We start from the raw sequence: 22,515 nt of genomic DNA, 5'->3' as shown, positions 1-22,515 counted from the left end.
CGCGTTGCGGCGTGTCGAGCAAGAAGTCGGAAGATTCGTGGCGAAGCGCCTACGATCAGAACTTGGGCGGATTCTCCGGTGGCGCGTAGGGCACCGTGCCATCGTTATAGAACTGCTTGCGTGTGGCCTCGGCGACGCGGTTGCATAGCTCGTCGCCCAGCTTCGCGCGTTCCTGTCGGCATTGCTGGCGCAGCTCTTTAAGCCGCTCGGGGTTGGATGCCAGTTCTTCGACGGTCGGCAGGTTCGCCTGTTGAGGTGTTTCGGACTGGCCACAGGCCGTCAGCACCGCCGCTAGCAGGAACAGGAGGCTCCTTTTCATGGTTTGGGTTCCTCCGGGGGATCGAGGGGATAGCTTGGCGATGGCCTAGTAGTTTTTGGAGATTCGATGGCCTGGACGCGGTCTATGAAGCGAGTGACCGTTTCCAAAGGCTCTCCAGCCGGGCGCAGCAGATAAGTCGTCAGCACGGGCGAGCGGCCTGCCAAAGGCCGTGCCACGACTCCAGGCTCGCGGCTGGCTGCGATGTGTGCTGCACCCGCCAGCCCCAGGGCGAAACCGGCGGATACCAGCGTCATCATGAGATCGAATGAAGCCACCCGTTCGACCACCAGCGGCTCCATGTCCACGCGACGCAGCACGCGCTCGATTTGCCGTACGTGGCCTTCGCATGCCTGCGGGTCGCCCAACACCAGCGGGAAGCGCAGCACTTCTTCCAGAGGAATCCGCTTGTGCTTGAGCAAGTCATGCCGTGCCGGCACGGCCACCATCAGCGGATCGCTCCAAACCGCCGCTGCCACGATGCCGTCGCCAACCTCATCGGACTGTGCGAAGCCTACGTCGTACAGGTCGTCAAGCAGCCCTTTGATTTGCTGCGAAAGCGGCACCTCGAACAGGCGGATCTCGACCTCGGGTTCCTCCTGGCGGCACAGCGCCAGCAGCGACGGCAGACGAGACGGCGTGATGCCGTCTGACAGCGCGACGCGCAACTGGCCGTGGAAGCCATTGGCAGCCGCCTTCACGCTTTCGCGAGCTTGCTGCAAGGCGGCGAAGACGCGCGGAACATGCTCCAGAAAAAGTGCGCCTGCGCGAGTCAGCCGTGTACTGCGCGTAGTACGGGCGAATAGCACCACGCCCAGTTCTTCTTCCAGTTCCTTGATGGCACGTGACAGCGGCGACTGCTCGATGTGCAGTCGCTCGGCCGCGCGGGCGAAGTGCAGTTCTTCAGCCACGGCAAGAAAGCAGCGAAGGTGGCGCAGTTCCACGACGCATCCTCATTCCAGCAGCCAGCCAATCGGCTGAAGGTCAACGTACTCGCAGCACGCCCGAACACGCGCCACGCCGTCCAGGAAGTGCGGTGTATGTTCGTGGCGGAACAGAGCCTCTGCGTCGACCCAGCGTTCCAGCAGGAAGAAGCGGTTGGCCGATAAGCTTCCTTGGGCAATGCGATAGTCCAGGCACCCCGGCTCCTGAAGCGTGGCTTCACGCAACGCCTTCAGCGTGTCGCGCAGTTCCTCGCTGCGCCCTTCCGACGCTTGGAGTGCGACGACCAAATCGACAATGGACATGTCCTCCTCCTTGGAGTCGAGCGGCATACTCCTCTGCGGGATGAGGAGGGTGAATGCACCTTTCGCAGCGTGGCCGAAAGTGGTTGGGGCCTCGCCCTGATAGCTTTCAAGACACTGGCCAGCCACGCCAAGCCGCATGTCGAAGGCTTGCGATGACTACGCGCCGGTGAAAGAACCGGATCGCGGCGATATAGACCCGGCCCAGCCGGTTGTGGCAACGCACGACCGTGGTGACCACGAGGCGGGCATCCGACCCACCATCCATCTCCATCTTCGATTGATGCAATACCGCGACGCGAAAATCCAGATGACGGTCGTCTTCGCCGAGCATGACCTCGCTTTCATCGCAGGCGAAGATCCGAAAAATACCGATGTGCCGAGCGCCGGAGGTCACTTGCTCCGCTTGCAGCCGCTTCGATGTTTTGATCCCGAACGGGCGCACGAGCGTGTCACGTACACGCATCAACGCCGCGATCCAGCCTGGCTGCGTAGCGAAGACGAACTCCGCCAGTCGCAGGGGGTCGCCCGTCGTACCGGGCGGAAGATCGATCGCAAATGCGTCAACCAAGTCGGCGGCGACGTACCACGGAGCCACACTCGAAGCCGCGGGCGGCTCAACCTCCATAACGCTCAAAATCGATTCCCATTCTGCTGACGCGGGTCGTTAAATCGCCAGCACCGAACCGCCGTCGACTCGAAGGTTGGTTCCGGTGATGAAGCTGGCCGGCCCGGACGCGAGGAACACAACTGCCGCGGCGACGTCTTCCGGCTTGCACGGCCGGCCGACCCCGATATTGGGGCGGAAGGCGGGCAGGAAATGAGCCGCAAGCTCCTCACGCGATAGACCCTCGGCGCCATCCTGCTGTGCCAGCAAATCGCGGAGGATTGGCGTGTCCACATAGGCCGGCGATACGACGTTCACGAGCACGCCCCTGTCGGCATACGTTTTCGCGAGGCCCTTGGTCAGAATGTTCAGCGCGCTTTTGGCGGAGGCGTACTCGATGGCGACCGCGTCGGGCTGGATGCCGCTTTCCGATGAGATGTTGATGATCCGACCCCACCCGCGCTCGGCCATGCGCGGCGCCAGTGCTCTGACAACCCGCACAACGGATAGGACATTGAATTCCCAGGTTTCGAGCCAGTCAGTGTCGGGAACCTCTTCGAATGGTCGGAACAACCCGCCGGTCGATGACCGCAATCCGCCCGCATTGTTGACAGCGATGTCGATTGGCCCAAGCGCTGACTCTGCCGCCGCAATCGCGTGCGCCAAGCTGTCGGCGCTCGTCACGTCGCCGCTGATCGCGGATGCCCGGTCTCCGAGGCTATCGGCGATCTTCGCCAGCTTGCCCTTATCGCGCGCCAGAAGAGCGACCTTGGCACCCTCAGCGTGTAGCGCTCGTGCGATCGCCTCGCCGATGCCTTGGCTGGCACCTGTGATCAAGGCAACGCGGCCTTTAAGTTGTGTGTCCATCATGATCTCCTGGATAACGACGCCGCGTCGGCACCTCTCAAATAGGTTTACCGAGGCTGCTATTCGGCGTGGCACGCATTTCAGGCTTGCGCTCGGGGCTTGCTTCGGCAAGCGCCTTGCGGACACCTTTCGCGTCGAGATCGGTGGCGTAGACCGGCGTTCCAGGCTGCTGACGCCAGGACTCGTCAAGCCCCCCAGCGTCGGTGCCGTCGAATCCGAGTTCGTCGAAGAGCCGGATGAGTTTTGCTTTGTCGGCCTCATCGTCACCAGCGACCGGCAATACGATTCGACCGGGAGCACCCGCTGGCTTGCCCTCATTGAGGAGCTTGCGCCAGTACAAGGTATTGAGTGCCTTCACCACTGGCCGTCCCAGCTGGTTTGCCACCCAACGGCTTTCGGTCATGCCCTCTTCGATCTCATCGATCCGGCCATCACGCTCTCGGGGGTAGTAGTTGCCGGTATCGACGACGACGACATCGGGGCCGACCCCGTCGAAGAGATCCTTCGGCAGTTCGGCGATCTTCCACACCGGTATGGCGACGAAAACGATCTCGCCGCTGCGGGCTGCCTCAGAGACGGTGACCGCCGTGGCGCCGGTTTCGGCGGCAAGCTCGGCAAGCGAATCCGGGCCGCGCGAGTTGGCGACCGACACCTTGTGGCCCAGTTTCGACAGCCGGCGCGTCAGCGAGCCTCCGATCTCTCCAGCCCCTATGATTCCGATGTCCATGACGGAACTCCCATTTCGTTAGTCGGTTTCGGTTGAGTCGGCGTGGCTTGCCCGCGACACATGCTGGACGAGCTGCCGGTTCCGCCCACGCGGAATCAGAGCTTGTAGCCGCCGCTCGCTTCGATCACCTGGGCAGTCACCCAACGGCCTTCATCGGAGGCCAGGAAAGCCACGACTGCGGCGATGTCCGAGGTTTCGCCAAAGCGTCCCAGCGCCGTATCGGCTTCGATCGCCTTCACCATGTCGGCGTTTTCGCGGACAGCGGTGTTCATGTCCGTTCGCGTCCAACCCGGCGCCACGGCGTTCACCGTGATTCCGCGGGGCCCCAATTCCATCGCCAGCGCATGGGTCAGGTTGTTGATGGCTGCCTTGGCCATGGAGTAGATGGGGACGGCCGGCAATGGGCGCGTGGCCAGGCCGGAGGACGTATTGATGATCCGACCACCATCGGAGAGACGGCTCAGCGCGGATTGAACGACGAAGAACGGTGCGCGGGCGTGAACCGCGAACATCGTGTTCCAGGCGTCCGGCGTCGCATCGGCAAGGCCGCCCCAGCCGGAATTGCCGGCGTTGTTGACCAGAATGTCGAGCGCCTTGCTGCCCTTTCTTGCAGTGAACTCGCGGTCGAGCGCATCGAACAATGCCGGGATCGCCGCGGCATCGACCAGGTCGGCGTGAAGCGCGAAAGCGGTGCCGCCCGCTTTTTCGATGGTCGCAACCACTTCTTCTGCGCCTGCGCTGCTTGCGTTGTAGGTGATGGCGACGGTCGCACCGTCGGCCGCAAGCCGTTCGGCAATCGCGCGACCGATGCCGCGCGATCCGCCGGTGACGAGAGCGGTTTTGCCCTTGAGGGACTGGGACATGAGATTCTCCTAGGTAAAGTGAAATGTGGTTTCAGTGGCCTTGCGGATCGGATTGCGAGGTGGCTCAGGTGATCCGTTCGCGTACGATCGGGCCGGGGCTTGCCTCGATAACCGACAGCGCCAGCCGGATAAGACCCTCAGCGTCCCCGGCATATTCATGCTCGGCAATGTGGTGCAGCAGGACGCCAGCCTGCTCCAGTTGCCGGGCGCCCTTGAGGGGGCCGGCGTTGATGGGCTTGAAGCCAGCATCAGCGATCAGACCGCGCGTTACCTGCCCGGCCGATGTGTCGTCGCTGACATAGAAGACGTTGGGCTGCACCGGCGACTTCGACCACGCTGCGGCCTCAAGCAACGGCGATCCCAGCAGATTGAACGCCTTGACTATCCGAGCCTTCGGCAGGCGTTGTTGCAAAACCTCGGAGGTCGAGTTGTCGCGCATGAAGTCCAGCTCGTGGAAATGCTGAAATTCCGCGGTGACGCCGAGCGGGTTCATGGTCTCGATGACGGTTTTGCCATCGAGCGCGTCGCCCACTTCGCTCACGATCGCGTCGACTCTCGGCCAGTAGACGGAGAACAGAACGGCCTCGCCGAATTCGGCGGCCTCGCGGATCGTGCCGAGCCGGGCCCTGTCGCCCAGTTCTGCAAGCAATGGTGCGATCTTCCGATCCTCGCCGTCCTTCGCAATGACGAGGTCATGACCTGCGGCTGCCCAGGCTCGCGCTAGGCGACTGCCGACATTGCCGGCATTCAATATTCCTATCTTCATCTGCTTTCGAGCTTCCCAATAAGGCGTTGAAAGCCTTACTCTAGGGATGATCGGAAAATAGATAAATAGCAGAAAAAACTACAGACCGTTGTCTATAGATACATCAATAGGTCGATTGTGTACGAGGCCACACGAATGGCAATCATCGGCGCGACGAGAGGCGCCAGTTGCATGGTTCCACTTGTCTATCGGGCCGGGCGCACCGTATCGGCCAGAGGCTGTGAACGGTCATCGGACGCCCGCAAGGGCGCCCGATGTAGAGGTTTTACTTCTTGACGGTCGCGGCGCTTGCCTGGGCCATGAAGAGGTCGACGTGAACCTGCGGCATGCCCTCGAACGTGCCGCCGATCGGTGACGGGCGCTTTGCCTCATTGATCAAGCGCCGAGCATCTTCACGCGACACGGGCGTGCCGGGCTGCGTGTAGGCGCGCTCGGCTTCTTCGCCCGTCGCTTTCAGATCTACCGTCGGAGCGTAGCGCCAAAAGTAGATGGGCGTGCTCGGTTCAATGCGCCAGCTGTCTGCGAGGGAGCCCGCGTCGATGGTATCGAAGCCGATCTTGTCGAAGAACTCGGTCACCGCCTGCTTCGCTCCGGCGTCGTCACCCGCGATCGGCAGCGTCGTGCGGTTCGCCGAACCCTTCGGCGTCGCGTTGGCCTTCATGTGGAGCCAGCTGAGGTTGTGAAGGCCCTTGACGACCTTCGCTCCCGGCAAACGATGCTGGATCAGCCCACTGGAGGTCAGCTCCCCCTTGTCGAGAACGTCATTGTTGCCGAATGCGGGATAGTAGTTCGTCTGGTCGAGTACGACCTTGCCCGCGAACTTGTCGGCGGGCAACTGCTCGGAGGCGGCGATCGGGATCGAGAGCGTGACGATGTCACCCGCCGCGATGGCCTCCTCGGTGGTGCCGGCACTCGCCAGCGGTCCAAGCTCCTCGATCAGATCCTTGATGGTGTCCGCGCCGCGGGAGTTGCTGATCACCACCTTGTAGCCAGCTGCGGTCGCGAGACGCGCGACTGCCTTACCGACGAGGCCGGAGCCAATGATTCCGATTGTTTGTGTCATCTTCGCATTCCTTCTATGGGAGAACGGCGGGAACCCGCCGACAGGTTTCATGGGACGCACGCCTAAGCGCGCCGCGATGCAAGCAAGTCGTTCGAACGACAGGTGCGTCTCGATCGCTGTGACGCTTACAACCGCAGCAAGTCAGTGCCGCCGCTGTATTCATTGAGTGCGACGTGTTGCATGAATCGCACTATGGACTTACCCTCTTGATTGATAAATATAGGAATAAGTCACATACTGTTGTCCATGAATACATCAATCGATCTACCGGAGATGCGCGTCTTCGTGGCGGTTGTCACCGATGGTTCCTTCACGACGGCTGCGGATCGGCTGGGCACCGACAAGGCGCGCATCAGCCGCATCGTCAGTCGCATGGAGAAGAAGCTCGGCGCACAGCTCCTCACCCGCTCGACTCGCCGCCTCAGCGTGACCGAGGTCGGGCGCGATTACTTCGAGCGCGCCATGTGCATCCTGACCGCCGCCGAAGCCGCAGAGGCGGCGGTGGCGCAGCAGTCCAGGGAGCCCAAAGGACTGCTCAAGCTCACGGCTGGATCCGAGTTCGGAACGATGGTCGTGGACGAATGGATCGCGGCGTTTCTGCGAATGGCCCCGAAAGTGACGGTGGAAGCGGAATACACAAATCGCCTGGTCGATATCATCCATGAAGGCTTCGATGTCGCCATCCGTGTCGGCGCGCTCGAAGATTCGGGGCTCTCGGCGCGCAAACTCGGCGAGGTGTCTTACGGGCTGTATGCTGCCCCTGGCTATCTGAAGCGCGGGCCGGCGCTTTCCGCCGTCGGCGACCTGAAGCGCCACAACCTGATCATGAAGACGACGCGAGGGCGCTCTAATTGGGCCCTGGTAAACGGTGAGAACACCGAGAAAGTCACGGTGTCCCCGCGCTGTGCCGTCAACAGCACGATCGCCGCGAAGAACCTCGCACTTGCAGGACTCGGGATCACGCACTTGCCGCGTTTCATGGCTGAGCCCTATGTGGCTGCTGGCACGCTGTCTTGCGTGCTTCCCGGTTGGGCAGAGGCTCCGGCGCCTGTCCACGCCGTATTCGCATCGAGCCGCTACATGGATCCGAAAGTGCGCAGCTTCGTGGATCTCTGCCTGAGCGCGTTCAAGGACGGCGGCGGCTCACAGTGAATGGCGGATCAGATGGCGGGTCCGCGTTGCCGCCCAATCTCCCACGACACGCCGCCGCCGCGTACCGTGGCCGCAAGTTGCTGACCTAGCCGCTGCTCGATCACGGGCCGCCACGGCACCAGGCTGAATCCCATGCCGTCATCGAGCATCGCGTAGCGACCGCTGGCAAGCATGACCGAGCGCCGGTAGATGCCGGCCACGCGCTGACCGTCGGCGACGAGCCGATGCTCCAGTCCGGTGTCGGCGGCAATGTCCTTGGCGGCTTGCGCCAGTTCCCGGTTGCGCAGCGTGGCCAGCAGGTTCCGGGCGAGGATCACGCGCTGTCCGCGCCGCTCGGCCAGCCCCTGCTCGGCCAGGAAGTCGGCGCGCTGTTGCAGGGTGTTCTTGACCTCGCCGCCAAAGCCCAGGTCGCCCAGCCCCTTGCCGCCGCCGATCAACTGCTGATCCAGCCAGGTCGCGCCGATCACGCGCGCCTGCCGCTCAATCGGCAAGTGCGATTTCAACTCCACGGCGACGCCGCCGAGGCGCTGCGCGTCGTACTGGCGGCCACGTTCCGGCAGGTCGTCCGGCACCTTCCATAGGCCATCGGCCACGCGCTCGACGATGCCGGCGCGGCGCAGGGCTTCCAGCCGGCGGACGTGGGCCACGACGACTTCCTGTGGGTCGCGTCCCTCCTTGGCCCTGCCCTGCTCGATCGCCACGTGATGGTCGGTGCGGTACAGGCCATCGTTCGCCAGCGCGGCGATGTTCTTGTCGGCCGCCCGTACCTCAGCGGAACCGCGTACCTCCACCACGGCTCCGGTGGGATAGTCCGCCAGCTCGTCGCGGGCGTTCAAGGCGACGTAGTGGGCCTTGCCGTCCACGCCGTCGATGACCAGATAGCCGCGGTCGTGCAACTCGTCGGCCAGCCCCTTGGCAGCGACGCGGCCGACGATGGTGCGGCCGACCTCGCCCGGCTCGAACACCGCCAACTCGCGCGGCTGGCCGCTCATGGCACGCTGCATGGTACGGATGATGTCGCCACGCTCGCCCAGCGCGCGCAACGTCTTCTCCGCGTCCGCATGGACGGCCCAGGTGCCGGGCTGCATTTCGTCGGCCAGGCCCAGGCGCTGCAAGCGTTGCAGGCGGCCGATCAACAGCAGGCGCTGGCGTTGCAGCCGGGGTTCGTTGAGGCGTTCGATCTGCACTTGGCCATTGTCGCCGGCCTCGCGTTGCAGCGTGCGATCCAGGCTCGTCCACCGCTCTTGCTCCACCTCGCGCCTCAAGGTCTGCTGGATCTCCAGCTCGGTGCGCGGCCCCAGCCATTCGGTTGCCAGTTCGGCGGCGCGGTGGCGGAAGCCGTGGGCGATGTAGTCGCCCGCAATGATGAGGTCTTTGCCGGTGTCGTCGTGCCCGCGCACGATGAGGTGCGTATGCGGGTTGTCGGTGTTCCAGTGATCCACCGCCACCCAATCCAGCCGTGTCCCCAGGTCGGCTTCCATCCGACTCACCAAATGCCGGGTGTAGGTGCGCAGGTCGTCCAGCTCGGCGCCGTCCTCGGGCGAGACGATGAAGCGGAAATGGTGCCGGTCGTCTGCGGCCCGGTCCTTGAAAGCATCAAGGTCGGCTTCGTCGGTCTGCGGCCCGTAGGCCCGCCCAGGTTCGCCATCGCGGCCCGCGCCGTCGCGCTCGATGTAGCGCAAATGCTTGGCGAGCGACTGCGGGCTGGCATTGCGTTGATTGACCAGCAAGGTCTTGATGGTCACGCGCCGCGACATGGGCGTCAGCTTCGCACCAGCGAAACGCGCCGCCGTATGGCCGCGCCCCAGGCGCGAGCCGGGCCGCTGGCCTGCGCGTGCGCCGCTGCCACCGGCTGCGGAATGGCGCATCGAGGACTTGCCGCCGCTGGCCTTGCCCGCCTGCTTGAGCACCTTGGAAACGAAGCTCTGGCCCTGGCCCTTTCCCCGGTTCTTCGGGGCGCCGGGACGCACCCGAAAATCGTCGTCGTGGCGGTCGGTCATGGCCGCTCTCCCTGCAAGCTATGGCGTGTCCGGTCGTGCGAAGCACGGGGACATGCCTGCATTGGCGCGAACCTCGCGCCCCACGCGGCACGGCGGCGAAGCCGCTCCGTGCCGCGCCACCCCCACGTGCAGACTGGTTTTCGACGCGACCCGGTGCCGCGTCCTTTTGTCTTGCCTTCCGCCTTTGCCCTTCGCTGTCGCTCCAGGCGTCGGCGGCCCGGCGGCGCTGTGCTGCTTGCAGCCAGCGCGCCGACGAACGCGCCAATGGCCGCAGGCCGGGCGCGTTCGAGGCAAGACGCCTGCACGTTGGACGGCTGCGCCGAAGGCAGCGCGAAGTGCGGTGCGGATGCACCCGCACTGCACGCGCGACGACACGGCAGCAGCCACTGGAACGACATGCCCGATGGCACGATGAGAGGCACGGCAACGTGCAGCGAATCGGCGGCCATCATGGGCGTGTCTCCAGCCAGACCGGATGCGCGACGCCGATCACGGCGGATGCGCTGACCGGGCCGAAATAGCGGCTGTCGAACGACGCCGGATTGGTCACGCTCAACAGGAACAGCTCGCCCGGTTCGAGGCGGCGGCAAAGCTGCAAGGATGGCAGCGGCCGGCCCAGCCGGTCGGCAGGCAGCGCGGCGGCCGCAGGCACGCCGTCGATGCGTACCTGCCCGGCGACGATGCAAACGTGTTGCGGCGCGACCGCACCCACACGTTTGAGCAGCGGAACGCGGGTCGGCAGGTAGCCGCGCTGCGCAGCCAGCATGGCGGCCCTGTCGGGCAGCGGCACCAGCACGATGCTGTCCACGGACAGCGGACGTGGCAGCGAGGCGGTGCGCGGGTCGAACGGTTCGATGCGATACCAGCCGACCGCCACGCTGTCGGACGGGTTGTAGGTCAGACGCGGCAGCGGCGACACGAAAGCCGCCCAGGCCAGCGCAGCGAGGCCGACGGCGGCGAAGCCTGCCAGCACGAGGCGAGCGCGCAGGCGCGAGCGAGGATGCGGCGCGGCTTCGGGCGTGCGCGCGGTGGTGGATTGGGTCGTCATGGCAGCACCTTCCCGGCCAACCAGGCGGCGTGCCGCTCGGCGGTGTATTCGGGCAGCGCAAGGCGAGCCGCTAGACGGTTGCCCAGCGTCCGCCAGTACGCGGGCGACACATCGATGGCGGCGATGCCCAGCGTTTCGATGGCGTCGATGCGTTCCAGCACGGCACGCACCGCGTTTTCGCCTTCGGCGTGCAGCAGCAGGCGTGCGCCCGGCTGTACGCCAGGGATGCGTTGCATGTCGTCCAGCGGCGTGGCGGCTTGCATCACCATGAGCTGCCAGCGGATCGTGCCGTAGTCGTTTGCCTCCCAGCGCACACGGCAGAACATTGCACGCGACAGGAACACCGCGCAGCGCCGCCAGCGGTCGAGTCGCAGCGTGCGCGCCGGTTCGCCGAAACGCAGGTAGAGCTTGAAGCGCGGTTCGATGTAGGCGAGCGATACGCGAGTCAGCGGCACGCTGCCAGCCTGGCCGGCGAGCGTTGAGAGCGAAGGCGGCGGCGCAGCAGCCGGTGCAGCCGTCGCCGCATGAGCGGCAGGCAAGGCGGATGCGTTCATGGCAGGTTCTCCGTGCGATTGTCGGGAAACTCCCGTTCCAGCAGGCCGCGCAGCAGTTCGGCCACGGTCACGCCCTGGCCGAAGGCGGCGATCTTGATGCGCGCGCGCAGCGCGGGCGTCACGTCGAGCGTCAGGCGGGCCGTGTAAAGGTCGCCTTTGTTGAGCGCATCGGCCTCGCCCTGGCGAATCCACGCCTCGGCGTGTGGATTCGCGGGCGGACGTGCGCCGATGCCGACGCGCTTGCTGCGCGGGCTGCTCATGTCGGCCACCGCAGCAGTTCATCGGCGAGCGCGGCGATCTCGCGTGCGGCGGCGCTGTCGGGCGCCGTCTCGCGGGCAAGCCGGCCAGCGGCCACGCTGTCGGCGAAGACGATGCGCTGGCGCACTTCGCTGCGCAGCGCCGGCAGCGGCTGTTCAGCCAGCGATTGCCGTGCTTCTCTGCCGATGATGGTGGTACTGACGCGCCGATTGATGACAAAGGCCGCGCGCAGCGCAGGCCGGAACACCTGTGCCTCGCGGATCAGCGCCACCATCTCGGCGCTGGCCCACAGGTCATACGGACTGGGCTGCACGGGAATCAGCACGCGCTCGGCCGCCAGCAGCGCGGAACGTGCCAAGGCGGCGATGCGCGGCGGGCCGTCGATGATGACGTGATCGGCGCGGCGGGCCAGCTCCGGCGCTTCCTGATGCAGCGTTTCGCGGGCGAGGCCCACGGCGCTGAACAGCCGGGGCAAGCCCTGCTGGCTTCTGCGCTGTGTCCAGTCCAGCGACGAACCCTGCGGGTCGGCGTCCAGCAGGATGACGTGCAAACCGCGCATCGCCAGCTCGCCGGCGATGTGCGTGGCGAGCGTGGTCTTGCCGACGCCGCCTTTCTGGTTGAGAAACGCGAAGATCATGGCGCGGCCCTCCCTGCTGGAAAGCCGGCCTGGCCGTGCCGTTTCGTGGTTGTCCACCGAAACGGCGCGCTTCTACTAAGAGTTAGAGATTTATAGTTAGGTAAGTTAGAGGGGTGGAAAACCCGCGCCGTTACTGGCTTTGCGGCGTTTTCGTACTCCTGATAGCACGAGGGTCGTACTCCTGATAGCACGATACCCCGTACTCCTGATAGCACGAGGCCGTCCACAGGTTCTCCCGCAGTTATCCCCGTGCCGTGGACGGCACGGGCCGGAAGGTCAGCAGTTCCAGCCTTTCGCCCGGCATCGGCTCGATGCCCAGGACGTAGCCGGGCAGCGACTGCCGCGCGACCAGCACGCGCAGGTCGTAGGCGAAGTCCGAGAAGCGCGCCGCGCTGCCGGACTTGCGGTGCAGGTGCCGGAAGTCGAATTGCCAGCCGTGTTCCTGCCGCCCGCCGTGCTTGCGCACCAGGCGGTACAGCCAGCGCTCGATGCCGCCCTTCAAGCGGAAATAGGCCGGGTCGATGGTCAGCACCAGGGCGGCGTCGAGCACGCCGGCATAGAACCACTCCGGCAGGATCAGCTCGATGCCCAGCGGCGTGCCGCTGGCGTCGGCCAGCTCTCGCCATTCGTTCACCCACGAAAAGCGGTGCAGGCGCCGCCCGGTGGTTTCGCGGATGGACGTTGCCACGCTCGTCGATTGCAGCCGGTCGAGCGCGGCTTTCAGGCGCTGATAGTCGTTGAGGGACGTGCCGCGCCCGATGAAGCGCAGGATTTCGTAGGGCGTGGCGTGTATCCAGCGCGACGGGCGAATGCCTGCGTCGCGCGCCTCCACGATCTGCGAGGCCGCCCAAATCAGAACGTCGGCATCCCATATCGTGGCGATGCCGTGCTCGGCCGTGCCTTCCACGCGGATGGTGATGTTCCCGCTGCGGAAGTCGATCGGCGCCGTGCGCCGCGACTTCGCCAGCGAGAAGAACGGAAAGGCCATCAAGTCCTGGCTGTCGCGCGGCGCCATGCCGTCGCCCGGCAGCGCGCGGAACAGGTCGAGCTGTTCCCGCTGCGGCGATCGCTGCCCCGGCGGCAGCGATGGGCTGGACATGATGATGGCCACCGGCGAGCCGACGATCAGCGGCCATCACGGTAGTCGCCTGCGTGACGCTCGGCATATTCCGGGTCGGACGTGGCCTCGTAACTGCGCTGGTCGGCCCAGGCATCGAGGTCGGCCACCGCGTACATGACGCGGCGGCCGAACTTGCGGAATTTCGGGCCGCCGCCGATCACGCGCTGTTTCTCCAGCGTGCGCGGCGACAGCCGCAAGTATTCGGCGGCTTCGTCGTTGGTCAGGTAGCGTTGGGGCTGCATGGGCGCAGCGACAGCAGCGGCGGCAGGCCGCAAGGGAGCGGGTCGCATGGGATGTACCTCCATCAAGCCCGGCCACACCACGCGGCCGGATAGAGGCACTTTCAAGAAAGCAAGGCTTCTTGCTCAGGGACGTTTTGCAGGGGCTGCAGAACGTCCCTCCCTGAGCGGCGGAAGCTGTGCAAGGCGGCGATAGCCGCCGCGCATCAGCGCATCGCCCCGGCGCACCAGCCGGCGAACGCGGGCGCGCAAGGCACTGTCGGCGTACCAGTCGTCGGCGACGGCATCGACGCCGAACAGCCCTTCGGCCACGTCACGCAGGGATGCGCCCGCGAGGGTGCCGTCGAGCGCCTGGAGCGTGTTCAACTCCAGCAGCGCAGCGGGTGTCGGCCGCGACCGTGCCGTTCCCGCCGGCGCTGCATCGCCAGCGGCGGCCAGCTTGTCCAGTTCGGCCGCCAGCGCCTGACAGCGTCCGCAGGATGCGGCGCAGGCGCGGATGGCATAGGCGTAGGCCATGCCATCGGCCAGGCCGGGAGCGATCACCAGCCGCAGGCAGCAGCCCGGCCAGCGTGTCAGCAGCACCAGGCGCCTGCCATCGTGGATCAGGCGCTTCTGGCCGGGGAGGCGCCAGAACGCGAAGGCCACCGCGTCGGGCGGCGGGTCGGCATCCGGGTAGAGCTGCACCACCGCATCGTGATCGGGGAACCAGGCCGGATGCGCGTCGCGCGCATCCAGGGCGGGATCTTCCAGTAGGCGCAATCCCCAGCGTGCGGCGGCCTCTGGCCGGCGGCGCCGGCGCAGCCAGTCGCGGCGGTAGTCGGGGTGGCGGCGCAGGTATTCCCAGGCCAGCGCGGGGCCGTCCAGATGCAGGACATATAGATACGCGGCGGTCGGATACCAGTGTTCAATGCGCGGTTGGGCCATGACGATGCCTCCTGATAGTCAGCAGGAACGTCGCCACGGTTTTCGCGTGCGGGAGTTATCGTCTCACCATCAAAGCGTCATCGCTATCGGGTTAGGCTGTCACTGTGGGTGTCAAGACGGATTGGCTCCGGTGCATTGCGAAAATCGTCCGAATGCGACGGCTGCACCGCGGACATTGACGGTCAGCATCAGATACCGTGCCGCAGCCCACACCAAAGACCATGACTGTTTGCAGCAGGGTGACGCCGCTTCGGTGCAAGAGTGCGGGTTCAGACCGGCTCGGTCTGGAAGGAGACGGAAATAGTCACAATGCGTCCGTCCCGCCGACAGGTTCCGGTCAGTCCGTGATCGAACCGTTGGCCTGCGCCAGCCGGACATACTCCGACAGCGGGCGCGCCGCCTGGAAGTAACGATCCCTCATCACAGGTTGTTTGTGCGGCCCGACGATGGATGCCAGTGCCGATAGCTGCACCGTGCCCAGGTCGGGGATCCCGATGCCGAGGTCGATCAGTCCCCAACAGGTGTCGCCATCCCCAGGATCGAGCGACACCAGCAGCCAGGTCACATGCGCGTCGGGGGTGAACAGGCGCACCACGGGCAGCGGGTCGATGCACTGCCCAATGGCGCGCGCCTCGCCGTTGGCGAGCAGCCGCGCGCGTTGCTCGTCGGTGATGAGCGGGTTCATGGCTACCATTCCTCCTCGGATGCACGGAGCCGCCAAAGCGCATCGGTGCATCCGCGTACATGCACGAAGGCGCAAGCCCGCGCATCCGCAGAAGCGTAAAGGCACGAACACGCATCGGCGGAAGTCTGCAAAGGCACGGATATGCTTCCCCGGATTTGAGGCCATCCGCGGATACGGATTTCCGTAAAGACACGGATGCGGCCAACAACATCAAATGAACACTATAGATTGTAGCCCTATAGGGCTCAATGCGCTGTCATCTTGGTTTTTGGGAGGAAACCATAGGTGGCGGCGAGGTACTCATTGGCACAGGCGTTGAAGACAGTCAGGAAAGCGCGTGGCTTGAGCCAGGAAGCGTTCTCCGACGTGTCCAGCCGCACCTATATGAGTACGCTGGAGCGCGACCTGAAAAGCCCGACCATCAGCAAGCTGGCCGAGCTGTGCGAGGTGATGGAAGTCCACCCGCTCACGTTATTGACGCTGGCGTATGCTGGCCACAGCGCGCGCGATGCCGACGAGCTACTGGCGCAAGTACGGCAGGAGCTGAAGGAGATTGGCCAAGATGGTTCTGAGTAACCGACCGGCAAGGAACGAACGTTCGACGCCATCCCTAAAAGTGACGGCCTAGCCCAGACGCGCAAATGAAATGGAAAAGCAGGAACCTCAGAGAACTCGCACACATGGTTTGCGGTGACACTGATAATTTTCGATATCGCTCCAGCAGCTACATCACCGAGTTCTTTCAAGACTGTGACCTGGACTATGCTCACGACGGTTCAACCCGATGGGCATGGGTTGCAAGCAGGCTGGAGGAAGTGCTGTCATTGCCACATCCCAGCCCATCGGTTCCGCCAGACGCCTTCATAAGGATCATCCGTGCCACCCTCGATAAGGGTGACGCGCAAGATGGCGATGCAGGTCGGACCAAGGCTCTTGCCGCGTTGAACGTCGTATTAGCACGCGAAGGTTGGGAAGCGTTTTATGACGAGCACGGCATCGGGCAACTTCGCCACATCGCCACGAACACCGTTGCGCAGATGGCGAATCCACATCGCCCACTGACGCCAGCAGAGTTGGAGCGTCGGGAGCAGCTCACTGCCTATTTGGACAAGTGCTCCGAAGACGAACTGATCGAGGAAGTGCTGCTGCCACTGTTCCGCCAGCTCGGCTTTCACCGCATCACCGCCGCAGGTCACAAAGACAAGGCGTTGGAGTATGGCAAGGACGTGTGGATGAAATACACCCTGCCAACTCTCCATGTGCTCTATTTCGGCATCCAAGCCAAGAAGGGTAAACTGGATTCAGCAGGTGTCGGCAAGGATGGCTCTGTCAATGTCGCCGAGATACACAATCAGGTGAACATGATGCTCGGACACGAGATATTCGACCCGGAGCTAAACCGGCGCGTTCTAGTTGACCATGCTTTTATTGTCGCTGGCGGCGAAATCACAAAGCAGGCAAGGAACTGGATCGGCAACAAGCTCGACGCAGCGAAACGTTCGCAGATTTTATTCATGGATAGAAATGACATCCTCAACCTGTTCATCGTCACGAATCTGCCGCTGCCGAAGGGCGCACTACCTTCCGAGAAGGCTGTAGACCCATTTGACGACGACATCCCGTTCTAGCGGGGTGTCCAAGCGCCCGAACGAGAAGCCTGCCCAATGTCCAGCTCAACGCCAGAATGGTTCACGATCTGCGAAGACGCCACACCGCAGGTGATGGAGCGCGTCGGTAGAACCGTTACCGCCAATGCGATGGTGTTGCAGGTGAAATCGGCTCCGATGCTGGCGCACTGGTTCGTACTGGATACCCTGCTTTTAGCGAATCAGGCTAACCGCGAAGGAATGCATGCCAATGCCCTTGCGTTGACACGGCAATGTGTAGAAGCCATCAGCGTCATCGAGTTGGGTGTGTGCGGACATCCCGATGCTGAAGCGACGCTGCTCAAATGGGACGCTGACGAACTGACGCCAGGCAAGCTGCGGGCATGGCTACAAGCGAATGTCTGGCAGCGTTACGGGGTGGGCCTTTGGAATGAACCCTGGTTCACTTTCATGCGTGAATTCGCTGGTGCAGTGCAACCCTATGCGCACTATGGCCGCGCTCTTGCGCAATGGCAGGTACGTCTTCTTAGCTTCCACGACGCAGACCAGCCCGACACCGGCTCCCATGCCATCATCGAAATGCGCCCGCACGCCTACGATGCGCAAAAGGCGACCCGCATTACTCTGTTCCATGCCCTGCTTTCCTACGTGCTCGGGCGCGTTTGGACGGCGGCGAACCCCGCCGATACAGAGTTCGCCATCCTGATCGCGCGGCTTGGCCTGGCGCTGGGCAAGTCGCGTTATCTCGATGGGCATCAAACCGACTGGGGCCAACAATTCTGGGCGATGGTCTGGGAGCGCGGCGGTGGAACGATCCTCGAATAGTCACCGCGCGTCGAGCACACCACCACACTGCTGGCGCCCCAGCAATCGGGATGCTGGAGTGTTATGCGCCGCCGTCACGCCGCAGTCGGCTCGGTGCGCATTGCAGAGGTGGCAAGCAGCATGCGATATAGCCCTCCAAGGCATCGAAAACTAGACAACGAAAAAGGGGGCCGAAGCCCCCAAAGTTCAGAGCAGACCTCGCTCTGCAAATGACGCAGTAGCAACGCCAGCGACGATGATGTGGTCCAGCGTGCGCACGTCCACCAATTCCAACGCTGCCTTAAGCTGCCGCGTCAGCGCCCTGTCCGCAGTGCTGGGCTCTGGATGCCCACTGGGGTGGTTGTGTGCCAGGATCACCGCCGCTGCATTGGCCCGCAGCGCCTCCTTGACGACCTCGCGCGGATGCACGGATGCGCTGTCGATGGTGCCGCGGAACATCTCGGTGTACTCGATCAAGCAATGCTGTGTGTCGAGGAACAGGACGGCGAACACTTCATGCTCGAAGCCTGCCAGTTTGGCGCGTAGGTACTCCTTCACCAAGGCTGGTGAACTGAACTCGGTACCGCGCTGCATCTTCTGGTCGATAGCCTCGCGTGCCGCTTCAAGGATCTGCTCGACAGAGGCCAGCCGATAGCGGCCTTGGGTATCGCGCACGTGCAGCAGCGAATCGAAAGAGGAAAAGGACAGTTGCGACATGATTGTGCTCCGGTTGCTCGGGCGGAATTGCCCGGAACCGGCGCCTCACGGCGCAGCGCAAGCAGTCAGGGATCACAGACGGCCGACAGGCCGCAAGCGTGCGAGCACGCGCAGTCATTGACGGCGAGAACGCCGTGATACGGTGAAGAGAACAGCAAGCCCGCCTCTCCATCTCCAACGAGGAAGTGGAAGGCAAGCGCAGCGCGCAGGCCCGGATCAACGATCCAGGCCGAAGGCATCAGGGATCAAAGCTGAATGGCCGCGACTCGCAGAGGCGCGGGGCGCAGCCCGCGAGCCCGGCGGCGGAACGCCGGGATGCTGCTTTCCTACGCTTGGCCTTGCTGCAGCAAGTTGTCGCAATCGCTACCGATAGCCACCATGACGTTCATTGCGAACCCCATGGAATCTGGACGATGGCTGCCAACTCAGAAACGCTCAGGACTTCAGCACAACCCAATGCTTCCCTGCCCCACCCCGGCGCCGAGCGGTACGCCGAGCTTCCGCAGTTCCCGAAGGGATCACCGCTCCCCTTTCGCCGCACGATCCGCCGACGTGAGCTGCATCAGATCGTGCCCTTGGCGGAAACCACCATCTACGAAATGGAGCAGCGCGGCGAGTTTCCCCGGCGCTTCCGACTGACGCCGCGCTGCGTGGTCTGGGATCTGGAAGAGGTCGAGGCCTGGATCGAAGGCCGCAAGCAAGCCTCGCGATCAGCAAAGACCGATACATCGCCCGGCCCGGACGTGAGGCTGCGTCGGCACCGGCCTGTTCGATGAACCCACCATCTGGCGCCTACGGCGACTACCCGGCGTCCACCCTGACCAGTTCTGCCCCGGCCAGCACCTGCGCCATCTGAACTACAGCAAGCGTGACCGGCACATCTCGGTCCCGTGCCTCCCGGCTGAAGGCCAGCGCGATATGTCCAGGCCGCCCCAGCCCACTGTGGCGTCGGCACAATCGCTGCCGGCCAGCCGGCGCAGCACCTCATCCTGCGAATCCAGCTCAGGATTCAGCGCATATACCAGTGTGAAATCGTGAACCATCGCGATCACGCCGCCGTCTTTGTATTACCCGCCACTTCATCGCACCTTGATGCGCGCCAGCACGTCCGCCAACTGCCCACGATCCGCAGCGCGTTTGGCGGCCGTGCGCTGTGCCAGGTTGTGCAGCTTGCGCCGCACCCCGGGCAGGTCGGCCACATGGGTAAGGCCGATCAACCCGAAATCCGGCCGCTCATCCTCGACCGATTGCAGAAAGGCGCACGACGGCTCGTCCAGCCAATGCGCCACGCGCGCCAACAGACGCTCGCGGCTTTCCAACAAGGCCGTCGCTTCAATGGGCTCAGCCGTCATGCCCTTGAAGTGAGCCTCGAAGGTGGCCTCGAAATCCGCAGGTACACGCGGCGCCAGCATTTCCCATGCTGGCTTAGGGCTGCATGTCAGGTACACGAGAAAGGTCCGCCAAAGGTGCGCATCCGCCCGCTCATCCTCCAGCAGCAGGCCCACGTCGAACAGATCGCGCGGATGCTGCCGCGACAACGCCGCCGCCAGCTTGCCGGCATACAGATCGGCGAAGTCCAGCACCTGCACTTCGGCGAAGCCGAACGCCTCCTCCACCTTAGGGCGCACGACCATGGCCCGCACCGGATGCACCGTCCCGCGCATCACCGGCGTCGTCTCGATCTGCACACGCGCGCGGCCGCGACTGGCCACCAGCCGGGTGACCGCCCCGCCTTCGCCCGCTGAAGTTTGCACCTGCAATTGCAAAGGCCGGGCGCGCATCGCGTCGGCCAGTCGTCCGAGTGCTTCGGCGATCAGCTTCGCATCCTCGGCGTAGTCGTGCACCGGCAGCCAGGCCAGGTCGATGTCCACCGACAGACGCGGCAGGTCATGCTCGAACAGGTTGATGGCGGTGCCGCCCTTGAGCGCGAAGCGCGGCTCCTGGGCCAGCACCGGCAGGATCTCGACCAGCAGCCGCACTCGGTCGGTGTAGCGCCGGTCCCACCGATCAAGCCAGGTGCTCATCGAGGTCTCCTGGCAAGGTGATCTGGTAGGTCGGATGCAGGCGCCCGCCGGGCACCAGCGCACGCTTGCCCCGGCCCAGATCGACGCCATCCAACGGCACATGCGCCAGCCACGCATGCCGATGGCGATCGGCCAGCGCCAGGAACAGCCGCTTGGCCTTGATGCTGCGGCAGTGACGCAGCAGGAAGCCGACGCGCTGCGGGCGCAGCGTGGTCATGGCCTGCATCAGCGCATCGGCCTCATAGACCCCTGCCGCATCCGATACGCCATCGCACAACTCCAGCATGGCCCGCTCGGGCGTCGAGCAGACCAAGGCATAGACACCAGATGCAGCGGAATGCCAGGCAAAGCCCGCCTCGGATAGCGCCTTCTCGGAAGCTTCCGCGGTGAAGGACACGGCCGGCAGATTGAACGGCCCTTTGCCCTGGTACTCGAAGCGCTGCTCCATGCACAGCTTGCCGACCCAGCCCGGCGGAGGCGTCGGTCCGTAAAGCGTGATCGTCCCGGCATCGCCCAGGCGCAAGTAGTGCTCGTGCCCTTGCAAGGCCAGCGCAAAGCGTCCCCCGACATGCAGTGGCATGCCCTCCCCGACCTGCAGGCTGCGGACCACCCCATCCCATTGCAGCCGCCCGCCGGCGCGCATGTACACGCCACGCGCCGGCGACACCAGCCAGCCGCTGCCGACATAGCGCGCGACCAGGCTGTTGGAGTAGTCATGCGCGCGCAGCCAGCGGCTCGACACCAGGCGCGTATCGCCCAGTTCGGCCAGCAAGCGGTTCAGTTTTCCTGAATTTTGAGCATCCATAGTGCTCAAAATATCAGTTTTATAAACCTCCGCCAAGGGCCATGAGTTTGCAAATGCAGGAAAAAGATCATCCAGAGTGATCTTTTTTTGATGAACACAAACCCCGGGCGACCCACCAAAAGCGTTCCCAGCCAAGGTCATCATGCGCTCCTCCCTCACAAAGCCGGGCTGAGCACCGGGACCGACACGTCCTCCGGCACCAGCTTCGGCACATGCGTGCGCCCATCGACCCACGCCTCCACCATGTCGGCCCACTCCTGGAGCATGTGCCGCCGAGGCCCGGCGTACTCGGCCTTGTTGTAGACCGACCGCGAAGTCCGGCTGCCTTCTTCGTGCGCCAGACACTTCTCGATCCAGTCTCCGTTGAAGCCCACCTCGTTGAGCAGCGTGGACGCGGTGCGCCGCAGGTCATGCACCGTGAAGGGCTCCAGCGGCAACCCGGCTTCCTTCGCGCGAGAACCAATGAGCTGGGTCACTCGGTTGAGCGTTGCATGCGACATGCAGCGATCGGGGTCATAGCGCGACGGCAGCACGAATCGCGAGCCAGCCGCGCAGGTGTGTAGGGCCACGAAGATGTCCATCGCCTGCCGCGACAGATAGACCACGTGCGGCTTGCGTCCCTTCATCCGCACCTTGGGGATCGTCCAAGTGGCGTTCTCGAAATCCACCTCGCTCCAGGTCGCCTCGACCAGTTCGCTCTTGCGCACCATCGTCAGCAGGATCAGGCGCAAGGCCAACCGGATGGTCGGATAGGACGCGATGGTCTCCAGTTGGTGGAAGGCCAGCCGGATCTCCGCCGGCGACAGCGCCCGGTCCTTGGGAACGAAGGTCGCAATCGAGGCCGCCTTCACATCGTCGGCCGGGTTGGCGAGCCGTTCGCCATGCAGGATGGCGAAGGCATAGACCTGCTTCACGATGTCGCGGACGTGGATGGCCGTGGCCGGTGCGCCGCGCGCCTTCACCTTATTGCACAGCGCCCGCAGGTCGTCAGGGGTGACTTCCTTCAGCTTCCGGTTCTGGAAGACCGGCAGGATGTCGCGGTCGATGATGTGCTTGCGCATCGCCCGGGTGCTGTCGGCCATGCGGGCATCGGCCAGCCAGCGTTCCGTCATCTCGCCGAAGGTCCTGGCGGCCGTCAGTCGCCGCTTGGCCCGCTGCTTCTCCAGCGCAGGGGAAAGGCCCTGATCGACGGACCGCTTGGCATCGAGTAGTCGCTCGCGTGCCATGGCCAGCGACATGCCGGCCGGCCCGTACCGTCCGAGCGTGAGCGTCTCGCGGCGCCCGTTGAGACGGTAGTCGTAGCGGAAGGTGATGGTACCGGCGGTCGATACCGCCACGTACATGCCATCGCGGTCAAAAACCTTATAAATCTTGGACTTAGGATTGAGATTGCGCAGTGCTGTGTCGGTGAGCATTGAGGGTGTTCCTCCTGTTCGTGACGGCTTTTACCGTCAGGGACCTGGAGACCCGTTGATGCTCGGAAAGCCG

27 protein-coding genes are annotated in these 22,515 nt (G+C 64.3%); 5 read left to right on the top strand and 22 right to left on the bottom strand.

Annotated features, from left to right (window positions below):
- Positions 1–55 precede the first annotated feature (55 nt).
- The 9 genes from KW845_RS06460 to KW845_RS06420 all read right to left on the bottom strand — a co-directional run bounded on the left by KW845_RS06460 (position 56) and on the right by KW845_RS06420 (position 6,504).
- A complete protein-coding gene (locus tag KW845_RS06460; protein WP_218368312.1) occupies positions 56–319 on the bottom strand; it encodes an EexN family lipoprotein in 264 nt (87 codons plus the stop codon).
- Entirely contained in the window at positions 316–1,260 is a 945-nt protein-coding gene (locus tag KW845_RS06455) for a LysR family transcriptional regulator (RefSeq protein ID WP_104537206.1), read from the bottom strand. The genes KW845_RS06460 and KW845_RS06455 overlap by 4 nt, the downstream gene beginning before the upstream one ends.
- 9 nt (positions 1,261–1,269) lie before the next feature.
- Positions 1,270–1,563, bottom strand: a complete 294-nt coding sequence (locus KW845_RS06450; protein WP_186097838.1) for a putative quinol monooxygenase — start codon at positions 1,561–1,563, stop codon at positions 1,270–1,272.
- Positions 1,564–1,669: 106 nt separating this feature from the next.
- Entirely contained in the window at positions 1,670–2,158 is a 489-nt protein-coding gene (locus tag KW845_RS06445) for a DUF2867 domain-containing protein (RefSeq protein ID WP_370628186.1), read from the bottom strand.
- A gap of 69 nt (positions 2,159–2,227) precedes the next feature.
- Entirely contained in the window at positions 2,228–3,037 is an 810-nt protein-coding gene (locus KW845_RS06440) for an SDR family NAD(P)-dependent oxidoreductase (protein ID WP_218368310.1), read from the bottom strand.
- Between the two features lie 34 nt (positions 3,038–3,071).
- The gene (locus tag KW845_RS06435) at positions 3,072–3,761 is read right to left on the bottom strand and encodes an NADPH-dependent F420 reductase (RefSeq protein ID WP_218368309.1); all 690 of its coding nucleotides are present in this window, start codon (positions 3,759–3,761) and stop codon (positions 3,072–3,074) included.
- A 95-nt stretch (positions 3,762–3,856) separates the two neighbouring features.
- A complete protein-coding gene (locus KW845_RS06430; RefSeq protein WP_218368308.1) occupies positions 3,857–4,624 on the bottom strand; it encodes an SDR family NAD(P)-dependent oxidoreductase in 768 nt (255 codons plus the stop codon).
- 64 nt (positions 4,625–4,688) lie between these two features.
- Positions 4,689–5,390 (bottom strand): NADPH-dependent F420 reductase, encoded by a 702-nt coding sequence (locus tag KW845_RS06425; protein WP_218368307.1) that lies wholly within the window; start codon positions 5,388–5,390, stop codon positions 4,689–4,691.
- Positions 5,391–5,655: 265 nt separating this feature from the next.
- On the bottom strand, positions 5,656–6,504 hold the full coding sequence (locus KW845_RS06420) for an NADPH-dependent F420 reductase (protein ID WP_218368306.1): 849 nt from the start codon (positions 6,502–6,504) through the stop codon (positions 5,656–5,658).
- Between the two features lie 195 nt (positions 6,505–6,699).
- Here KW845_RS06420 and KW845_RS06415 point away from each other — a divergent pair, with 195 nt between their 5' ends.
- Complete coding sequence (locus KW845_RS06415; protein WP_255592399.1) at positions 6,700–7,605, top strand: LysR family transcriptional regulator; 906 nt, start codon at positions 6,700–6,702, stop codon at positions 7,603–7,605.
- A gap of 8 nt (positions 7,606–7,613) precedes the next feature.
- Here KW845_RS06415 and KW845_RS06410 read toward each other — a convergent pair whose 3' ends face one another.
- The 9 genes from KW845_RS06410 to KW845_RS06370 all read right to left on the bottom strand — a co-directional run bounded on the left by KW845_RS06410 (position 7,614) and on the right by KW845_RS06370 (position 15,070).
- Positions 7,614–9,605 carry a relaxase/mobilization nuclease and DUF3363 domain-containing protein gene (locus tag KW845_RS06410; protein WP_218368305.1) on the bottom strand — a complete coding sequence of 664 codons (1,992 nt, stop codon included), beginning with the start codon at positions 9,603–9,605 and terminating at the stop codon, positions 7,614–7,616.
- Between the two features lie 448 nt (positions 9,606–10,053).
- On the bottom strand, positions 10,054–10,653 hold the full coding sequence (locus tag KW845_RS06405; RefSeq protein ID WP_218368304.1) for a S26 family signal peptidase: 600 nt from the start codon (positions 10,651–10,653) through the stop codon (positions 10,054–10,056).
- Entirely contained in the window at positions 10,650–11,207 is a 558-nt protein-coding gene (locus tag KW845_RS06400) for a DUF2840 domain-containing protein (protein WP_218368303.1), read from the bottom strand. The genes KW845_RS06405 and KW845_RS06400 overlap by 4 nt, the downstream gene beginning before the upstream one ends.
- Positions 11,204–11,467, bottom strand: coding sequence for a chromosome partitioning protein ParB (locus KW845_RS06395; protein WP_218368302.1), 264 nt, complete (start codon positions 11,465–11,467; stop codon positions 11,204–11,206). Before KW845_RS06395 ends, KW845_RS06400 begins: the two co-directional genes overlap by 4 nt.
- Complete coding sequence (gene parA / locus KW845_RS06390) at positions 11,464–12,102, bottom strand: ParA family partition ATPase (protein WP_218368301.1); 639 nt, start codon at positions 12,100–12,102, stop codon at positions 11,464–11,466. The genes KW845_RS06395 and parA overlap by 4 nt, the downstream gene beginning before the upstream one ends.
- Before the next feature lie 241 nt (positions 12,103–12,343).
- Positions 12,344–13,201, bottom strand: coding sequence for a replication initiator protein A (locus KW845_RS06385; RefSeq protein WP_218368300.1), 858 nt, complete (start codon positions 13,199–13,201; stop codon positions 12,344–12,346).
- 26 nt (positions 13,202–13,227) lie between these two features.
- Positions 13,228–13,512: an AlpA family transcriptional regulator gene (locus KW845_RS06380; RefSeq protein WP_218368299.1), complete on the bottom strand. Its 285-nt coding sequence runs from the start codon at positions 13,510–13,512 to the stop codon at positions 13,228–13,230.
- Positions 13,513–13,587: 75 nt separating this feature from the next.
- A complete protein-coding gene (locus KW845_RS06375) occupies positions 13,588–14,385 on the bottom strand; it encodes a DUF2285 domain-containing protein (RefSeq protein WP_218368298.1) in 798 nt (265 codons plus the stop codon).
- Positions 14,386–14,722: 337 nt separating this feature from the next.
- On the bottom strand, positions 14,723–15,070 hold the full coding sequence (locus tag KW845_RS06370) for a DUF2958 domain-containing protein (protein ID WP_218368297.1): 348 nt from the start codon (positions 15,068–15,070) through the stop codon (positions 14,723–14,725).
- Positions 15,071–15,355: 285 nt separating this feature from the next.
- Here KW845_RS06370 and KW845_RS06365 point away from each other — a divergent pair, with 285 nt between their 5' ends.
- From KW845_RS06365 to KW845_RS06355, 3 genes are all read left to right on the top strand, one after another.
- Complete coding sequence (locus tag KW845_RS06365) at positions 15,356–15,646, top strand: helix-turn-helix transcriptional regulator (RefSeq protein WP_218368296.1); 291 nt, start codon at positions 15,356–15,358, stop codon at positions 15,644–15,646.
- A 65-nt stretch (positions 15,647–15,711) separates the two neighbouring features.
- Complete coding sequence (locus KW845_RS06360; RefSeq protein ID WP_218368295.1) at positions 15,712–16,698, top strand: restriction endonuclease; 987 nt, start codon at positions 15,712–15,714, stop codon at positions 16,696–16,698.
- 36 nt (positions 16,699–16,734) lie between these two features.
- On the top strand, positions 16,735–17,502 hold the full coding sequence (locus KW845_RS06355; protein ID WP_218368294.1) for a hypothetical protein: 768 nt from the start codon (positions 16,735–16,737) through the stop codon (positions 17,500–17,502).
- A 186-nt stretch (positions 17,503–17,688) separates the two neighbouring features.
- On the opposite strand, the gene radC is transcribed toward KW845_RS06355, so the two are convergent.
- A complete protein-coding gene (radC, locus tag KW845_RS06350) occupies positions 17,689–18,198 on the bottom strand; it encodes a DNA repair protein RadC (protein ID WP_218368293.1) in 510 nt (169 codons plus the stop codon).
- Between the two features lie 413 nt (positions 18,199–18,611).
- On the opposite strand from radC, the gene KW845_RS06345 reads away from it, so the two are divergent.
- A complete protein-coding gene (locus tag KW845_RS06345) occupies positions 18,612–18,974 on the top strand; it encodes an AlpA family transcriptional regulator (protein ID WP_218368292.1) in 363 nt (120 codons plus the stop codon).
- 303 nt (positions 18,975–19,277) lie between these two features.
- Here KW845_RS06345 and KW845_RS06340 read toward each other — a convergent pair whose 3' ends face one another.
- The 3 genes from KW845_RS06340 to KW845_RS06330 all read right to left on the bottom strand — a co-directional run bounded on the left by KW845_RS06340 (position 19,278) and on the right by KW845_RS06330 (position 22,442).
- Positions 19,278–20,222, bottom strand: a complete 945-nt coding sequence (locus KW845_RS06340; RefSeq protein WP_218368291.1) for a nucleotidyl transferase AbiEii/AbiGii toxin family protein — start codon at positions 20,220–20,222, stop codon at positions 19,278–19,280.
- The gene (locus KW845_RS06335; protein ID WP_218368290.1) at positions 20,206–21,027 is read right to left on the bottom strand and encodes a type IV toxin-antitoxin system AbiEi family antitoxin domain-containing protein; all 822 of its coding nucleotides are present in this window, start codon (positions 21,025–21,027) and stop codon (positions 20,206–20,208) included. Before KW845_RS06335 ends, KW845_RS06340 begins: the two co-directional genes overlap by 17 nt.
- A gap of 155 nt (positions 21,028–21,182) precedes the next feature.
- Positions 21,183–22,442: a site-specific integrase gene (locus KW845_RS06330; protein ID WP_218368289.1), complete on the bottom strand. Its 1,260-nt coding sequence runs from the start codon at positions 22,440–22,442 to the stop codon at positions 21,183–21,185.
- Positions 22,443–22,515 lie beyond the last annotated feature (73 nt).

Origin of the sequence: Bordetella sp. BOR01 (assembly GCF_019218885.1) — a bacterium.
Classification (GTDB): domain Bacteria; phylum Pseudomonadota; class Gammaproteobacteria; order Burkholderiales; family Burkholderiaceae_B; genus Bordetella_A.
The sequence above is the reverse complement of the archived record's forward strand: the minus strand, read 5'-3'. Positions and strand labels throughout refer to the sequence as shown.